Here is a 6604-nt window from a genome sequence, read left to right as displayed (position 1 = left end):
CAGGGCGACGTGGGCACGAACGGTGTCGCCGTCGAACGTCGCCCCGTCACCCCGCACGAGCGGCACGAGGACCTCGAGGTACTCGCGGAGGTGCCGGACCGGCCGCTCGAACGAGTAGCCGTACATGCCCTCGATCACGAGCTGGTGCGAGAGTCCGATCCCGAGGGCGAGCCGGCCGCCGACCGCGGCTTGGGTCGTGAGCGCCTGCTGCGCCAGCACCACCGGGTGACGGGGGTACGTCGGGACGACGGCGGTGCCGAGCTCGATCCGTCCCACCTCGTGGCCGACGACCGCCAGCGCGGTCAGCGCGTCGACGCCGAAGATCTGCGGCAGCCAGAACGTCGCGAACCCGTCGGCGGCGGCGGTGCGCGCCCGGTCGGTGATGGCGCTGATCGGACCGTTCGCGGCGTCCCCGCCGAAGATCCCGATCCGCATCGCGGCTCCCGTCGTGCGCCCACGGCAGGTTACGCGAGCGCCGGTCGCCCGGCCGACGCCCCCGGCGGGGTCGGGGCTGACCTCGTACGCTGAGCGGCGCGGTCGGACAGGGGGAGGCCGCGCCGGCTCGAACGGGGGGAGCGGGACGATGAGTGGCCACGTGGTGTCGCGCCCGCACCGGCGCGGCGGGCCCGAGGCCCGCCGCCGGCCGCGCGTGCCGGCGGCCGTCCGCCTGCCCGGGGCGCGGCGCTGATGGACCGGCGGGACTTCCTGCGGAGCGCCGCGCTCGTCGGCGCCGGGGTCGCGCTCCGACCGTGGCCACGGGCGGTGCGGGCGGTGCCCCGACTGCCGGCCCCGCCGAGCCGGGCCGCGGCGCCGACCCCCGAGCAGCTGCGCCAGATCCAGCACGTGGTGATCCTCATGCAGGAGAACCGCTCCTACGACCACTACTTCGGCTCCTACCGGCACGGGCGCGGCTTCGACGACCACCCCCGCGGCTCGCCCGGCGTCTTCGCGCAGGTCGACCCGCGGCGCACCACCGGCTCGCCGCGAGGCCAGCTGCTCCCGTGGCACCTCGACACCGCCACGATGCACGCCGCGTGCACCGACAACCCGTCGCACGAGTGGGTCGCTCAGCACCAGTCCTGGAACCAGGGTGCGATGGACCGCTGGGTCACGACGCACTCGCTGACGAGGAACGATGGACCGCTCGCCGCGCCGCAGATCATGGGCTACTACACGCGCGCCGACCTGCCCCTCTACTACGCGCTCGCCGACGCCTTCACGCTCTGCGACCACTACTTCTGCTCGGTCATGGCGCCGACCGACCCGAACCGGCACTACTGGATGTCGGCGACGATCGACCCGAACGGGCAGGCGGGCGGGCCCGTGGTGACGAACGCCGCCAACGTCAGCGCGATCGCGCCGTCTCAGGTCGTCACGAATTCGGCCCTGTACACGTGGACGACGATGCCGGAGCGGCTCCAGGCCCAGGGCGTGTCGTGGAAGGTGTACCAGGCGCCCGGGAGCCTGGCGGACACCACGCTCACGAACAACATCCTGGTCCGCTACCGCCAGTACTCGGACCCCGGCTCGGTGCTGTACCGGAACGCGTTCGTGCCCACCTATCCCCAGGACTTCCTCGCCGACGTCGAGGCCGGGACGCTGCCGTCGGTCAGCTGGGTCCTCGCCCCGCCGCAGCAGGACGAGCACCCGCCGGCGCCGTCGAACACCGGCGCCCGGGTCGTCGGCACCGTGGTCGAGACCCTCCTGCGCAACCCGAAGGTGTGGGCCCAGACCGTCCTCTTCGTCACCTTCGACGAGAACGGCGGGTTCTTCGACCACGTCGCGCCGCCGACGGCGCCCCCCGGCACCCCCGACGAGTACGTGACCACGAGCCCGCTGCCCGCGGGCGCCGGCGGCATCAACGGCCCCATCGGCCTCGGGTTCCGAGTCCCGCTGCTCGTCGTCTCCCCGTTCAGCCGGGGCGGGCGCATCAACTCGGACCCGGGCGACCACACGTCGCTGCTCCGCTTCCTCGAGGCCCGCTTCGGCGTCGAGGTGCCGAACCTGTCGGCGTGGCGTCGCAGCGTCACCTCCGACCTCACCGGCACGCTCGACCTCACCCGGCCCCGTCTCAGCGTGCCGGCGCTGCCGGTCCGGGGCCTCAGCGACAAGCTCGTGGCCCGCGAGTGCGCGACGCGCGACGAGGCGCCGCCCCTCGTCCAGCACCTCCCCACCCAGCACGCCTAGCGCCGCGGCGGGACGGTCGCGGCCGCCGGCGGGTGACCGCTACCGTGCCGGCGGGTGGAGGCCGCCACGGCGCTGGTGCTCACCGGGCCGCGCCGGCTCGAGCGTCGCCAGCTCCCGCTCCGTGACCTCGAGCCCGGCGAGGCCTGGCTCCGGGTCGAGGCGTGCGGTCTCTGCGGCACCGACCACGAGCAGTTCACCGGCGCCCTGCCCGTCGGCGCCCCGTTCATCCCCGGCCACGAGATCGTCGGCACGATCGACACGATCACGCCCGAGGCGCGGGCGGCCCGAGACCTCGCCGCCGGCGACCGGGTGGCGGTCGAGGTGTTCCAAGCCTGCGGGACCTGCGACCACTGCCGGCGGGGCGCGTCGATGCTGTGCGCCCGGCATGGGCTGCGCGACATGTACGGCGGCACCCCGGTCGACGTCGGCCCCGGCCTCTGGGGTGGGTACGCGACCCACGTCGTGGTCTCGCGCGACGCTCGCCTGCACCGCGTCCCCGCCCGCCTCGACCCGGTCGCGGCCACGCTGTTCAACCCGCTCGGCGCCGGGCTGCGGTGGGCGGTCCAGCTCCCCGAGCTCGAGCCGGGCGCGGTCGTGGCCGTGCTGGGCCCGGGTATCCGCGGCCTGTGCGCGCTCGTCGCCGCTCGGGACGCCGGCGCCGCGTTCGTGCTCGTCACCGGGTCGGGCCCCGCCGACGAGCGCCGCCTCGCCCTCGCCGAGCGCCTCGGCGCGGTGGCGGTCGACGTCACCGCCGAGGACCCGGTGGCGGCGCTCCGCCGCGACGCCGGGCAGCTCGCGGACGTCGTGGTCGACGTCACCGCCGCCGCGCCCGCGGCCTTCGGGCAGGCGCTCGCGCTGGCCCGCCCCGGCGGCACGGTGGTGGTGGCCGGCACGCGCGGCGCCACCGTCGAGGGGTTCAACCCTGACCTGCTCGTCTTCAAGGAGCTCCGCGTCCTCGGGGCCCGCGGGGTCGACACCGCCGCCTACGCGGCCGCGCTGCGGCTCCTCGCCCACGACACGCGCCTGACCGGCCTGCCCGCCCGCCTGGCGCCGCTGGCGGTGCCCGACGTGACCGAGCTGCTCGAGGACCTCGCGCACGGGCACGAGCGGCCCCTCCGCGCCGTCATCGTGCCCGGCGCCGCCCCGCCGCCGAGCCCGGCACTTGCCCCTTGACGGCCGGCCGGCGCGGGCTTACGGTCACCGTGGAGTCCCGAGGGGGCGAGCGAAGCGGTTCCGAAAGGGGCAGCTGAGCCAAGCTTCCTTGGGGCTCCATCTTCATGCTCGAGGGCGCACCGACCGGCCGCCGACGCCACGCCCCGGCCCCGGTGCCGGCTCAGCCCGCGCGCAGCAGCGCCCAGCTGTAGATCCCCGTGCGGTGCCCGTCGTTCCAGGTCACGCCGAGCCCCCAGCCGCCGACGAGCTCCGCGTCGACGATCCGCAGCGGCCGCGGTGACGACGGCACCGGCCACACCGGCTGGCCCCGCTCCCGTCGGGTGCGGCACTCCGCGCACGGGCAGCCCCGCCGCAGCGACTCGAGGTCGACGCGCGTCGTGGTCCCGTCCTCCCAGCCGAGCGTGAGGCCCACCGCCCGGTCGACGTCGACCGTCTTCGGCGCGGCAGCGTCGTTCACGCGCCGCCCGCTCCCTCAGTCGCCACGCGGCTGGTAGACCTCGGCGCCCGACGACACGAACTCGTCGGCCTTCTCCTTCAAGCCCAGCTCGATGGCCTCCCAGTCGCCGACGCCGTGCTCCGCCGCGTAGGCCCGCACGTCCTGGGTGATCTGCATGGCGCAGAACTTCGGCCCGCACATGGAGCAGAAGTGCGCGGTCTTCGCGGGCTCGGCCGGCAGCGTCTCGTCGTGATAGGCGCGCGCCGTGTCGGGGTCGAGCGAGAGCTCGAACTGGTCCTGCCACCGGAACTCGAACCGGGCCTTCGAGAGCGCGTCGTCCCACACCTGCGCCCCGTGGTGTCCCTTGGCGAGGTCGGCCGCGTGCGCGGCGATCTTGTAGGCGATGACGCCGTCCTTGACGTCGTCCCGGTCCGGGAGGCCGAGGTGCTCCTTCGGCGTGACGTAGCAGAGCATCGCCGTGCCGTGCATGGCGATCATCGCCGCGCCGATCGCCGACGTGATGTGGTCGTACGCCGGGGCGACGTCCGTCGTGAGCGGACCGAGCGTGTAGAACGGCGCCTCGTGGCACAGCTCGGACTCGAGGTCCACGTTCGCCTTGATCTTGTGCATCGGGACGTGCCCGGGCCCCTCGATCATGACCTGGACGTCCTGGCGCCAGGCCCGCTCGGTCAGCTCCCCGAGCGTCCGCAGCTCGGCGAACTGGGCGTCGTCGTTGGCGTCGGCGATGCAGCCGGGTCGGAGCCCGTCCCCGAGCGAGAAGGCGACGTCGTAGGCGGCGAAGATCTCGCAGAGCTCGTCGAAGTGCTCGTAGAGGAAGTTCTCCTGGTGGTGTGCCAGGCACCAGGCGGCCAGGATCGAGCCGCCGCGGCTGACGATGCCGGTCACGCGCCGGGCCGTCAGCGGCACGTAGCGCAGCCGCACGCCCGCGTGGACGGTCATGTAGTCGACGCCCTGCTCGCACTGCTCGACGATCGTGTCGCGGTACACGTCCCAGGACAGCTCTTGGGCCTGCCCGTCCACCTTCTCGAGCGCCTGATAGATCGGCACCGTCCCGATCGGCACCGGCGAGTTCCGGATGATCCACTCCCGCGTCGTGTGGATGTCGCGACCGGTCGAGAGGTCCATGACCGTATCGGCGCCCCAGCGCGTCGCCCACGTCATCTTGTCGACCTCCTCAGCGATCGACGACGTGACGGCCGAGTTCCCGATGTTCGCGTTCACCTTCACGAGGAACGCCCGGCCGATGACCATCGGCTCCGACTCGGCGTGGTTCACGTTGGCGGGGATGATCGCCCGGCCGCGCGCGACCTCGTCCCGCACGAGCTCGGGCTCCACCCCCTCGCGGGTGGCCACGAACGCCATCTCCGGGGTCACGTCGCCCCGCCGCGCGTAGTGCAGCTGCGTCACCCGGCGCCCGGCGCGGGCGCGCAGCGGCGGCCGACGCTCGCCGGTGAAGGGCTCGGTCGGGGCGCCCCGACGCCGCGCGCCGCGCCCGTCGTCTCGGGGATCGACGGCGCGGCCGGCGTACTCCTCGACGTCCTCGCGCCCGAGGACCCAGGGCCGACGGGTCGGCGGCAGCCCCACCTGGGGATCGGAGCCGGGGCCGCTGGTGTCGTAGAGGCGCACCGGCGGCTCGCCGCCGTCGAGCGGCACCTCGCAGAACGGCACCCGGAGGCCGCCCGGCCCGTCGACGTAGACCTTGCGGCGGGTGAGCGCGGTCGGGGTGGTCGTCATGGGGTCTCCTCCCATCGGAAGTGGTTCAAGGGCCCGTGCCCGGACCCGAGGTGCCAGCCCGCGCCGGCTCGGATGGCGTCGTAGACGAAGGCCTTGGCCGCCCGCAGGGCGTCGGCGACCGGCCGTCCCGACGCCAGCCCCGCGGCCACGGCCGAGGCGAAGCTGCACCCCGACCCGTGCGTGTTCACGGTCGCCAGGCGGGGGCAGCGCAGCTCCGTCAGCCCGTCGACGCCCACGACCACGTCGACCGCGTCCTCGCCCGGGTCGCCGTCGCCACCGGTGACGACCACGGCCGCGGGCCCGACGGCAGCGAGCGCGGCCGCGGCGTCGCGCTGCTCGTCGAGCGTGGTGACGGCCCCGCCGACCAGCGCGGCGGCCTCCCGACGGTTCGGGGTCACGACCGCGGCCAGCGGGATGAGCCGCTCGAGGTAGCAGCGCTCGGCGTCGGCGTCGAGGAGCCGGTCGCCGGTGGAGGCGACCATGACGGGGTCGACGACGAGGTTCGGCAGCCGGCCCGACGCCGCCGCGTCGGCCACGACGCCGACCGTGTCGACCGTCGCCAGCAGCCCGGTCTTCACCGCCGCCACCGGCAGGTCGGCGAGCACGGCGTCGACCTGCGCCGCGACGACCGCCGCGTCGACCGGCCAGCGCCCGCACACGGCGGCCGTGTTCTGGGCCGTCAGCGCGGTGATCGCCGCGGCGCCGAAGACGCCGAGGGCGGCGAAGGTCTTGAGGTCGGCCTGCACGCCGGCGCCGCCCCCCGAGTCGGAGGCGGCGATGGTGAGCGCGACCGGCGGTGTCACCGGGACGCTCCCGCACTGATCGCGTCGAGGAGCTCGGCGACGACCGCGGCGGGGTCGTCGGCCCGCATGACGGCACCCATCACCGCCACCCCGGCCGCGCCGGCGGCGAGGCACCGCCCGGCGTTCGACGCCGTGACGCCACCCAGCGCGTACACCGGCAGCGGCGGGTCGCCGAGCGCCGATTCGCCGAGCGTGGGGCCGTAGCCGGGCTTCGACGCCGACGCGAAGATCGGGGAGAGCGTGGCGTAGG

At 75.0% G+C, this 6604-nt stretch carries 7 protein-coding genes; 2 read left to right on the top strand and 5 right to left on the bottom strand.

Translation table 11 applies throughout. The features are described from left to right. Positions 1-435: LLM class flavin-dependent oxidoreductase (locus tag VG869_16650; protein HEV3452814.1), on the bottom strand; the 435-nt coding region annotated here is incomplete at its 3' end. A 252-nt stretch (positions 436-687) separates the two neighbouring features. Between VG869_16650 and VG869_16645 the strand changes: the two genes are divergently transcribed. Next, positions 688-2187, top strand: a complete 1500-nt coding sequence (locus tag VG869_16645) for an alkaline phosphatase family protein (GenBank protein ID HEV3452813.1) — start codon at positions 688-690, stop codon at positions 2185-2187. A 54-nt stretch (positions 2188-2241) separates the two neighbouring features. After that, complete coding sequence (locus tag VG869_16640; protein ID HEV3452812.1) at positions 2242-3360, top strand: zinc-binding dehydrogenase; 1119 nt, start codon at positions 2242-2244, stop codon at positions 3358-3360. 160 nt (positions 3361-3520) lie between these two features. On the opposite strand, the gene VG869_16635 is transcribed toward VG869_16640, so the two are convergent. From VG869_16635 to VG869_16620, 4 genes are all read right to left on the bottom strand, one after another. Beyond that, positions 3521-3817 (bottom strand): DUF971 domain-containing protein, encoded by a 297-nt coding sequence (locus VG869_16635; protein ID HEV3452811.1) that lies wholly within the window; start codon positions 3815-3817, stop codon positions 3521-3523. Between the two features lie 15 nt (positions 3818-3832). After that, positions 3833-5551, bottom strand: a complete 1719-nt coding sequence (gene thiC, locus VG869_16630) for a phosphomethylpyrimidine synthase ThiC (protein ID HEV3452810.1) — start codon at positions 5549-5551, stop codon at positions 3833-3835. Beyond that, positions 5548-6354: a bifunctional hydroxymethylpyrimidine kinase/phosphomethylpyrimidine kinase gene (gene thiD / locus VG869_16625; GenBank protein HEV3452809.1), complete on the bottom strand. Its 807-nt coding sequence runs from the start codon at positions 6352-6354 to the stop codon at positions 5548-5550. Before thiD ends, thiC begins: the two co-directional genes overlap by 4 nt. After that, positions 6351-6604: thiamine phosphate synthase (locus VG869_16620; protein ID HEV3452808.1), on the bottom strand; the 254-nt coding region annotated here is incomplete at its 5' end. The genes thiD and VG869_16620, both read right to left, overlap by 4 nt.

The sequence above is a fragment of the Acidimicrobiia bacterium genome (assembly GCA_035948415.1).
In the GTDB taxonomy this organism is placed as follows: domain Bacteria; phylum Actinomycetota; class Acidimicrobiia; order IMCC26256; family PALSA-555; genus PALSA-555.
This window is presented reverse-complemented; position numbering and strand designations above follow the sequence as displayed.

Excerpts from the sequence above, each read along its gene's own strand:
- thiC (HEV3452810.1), bottom strand. The coding sequence starts at position 5,551 with ATGACGACCACCCCGACCGCGCTCACCCGCCGCAAGGTCTACGTCGAC.
- VG869_16645 (HEV3452813.1), top strand. The coding sequence starts at position 688 with ATGGACCGGCGGGACTTCCTGCGGAGCGCCGCGCTCGTCGGCGCCGGG.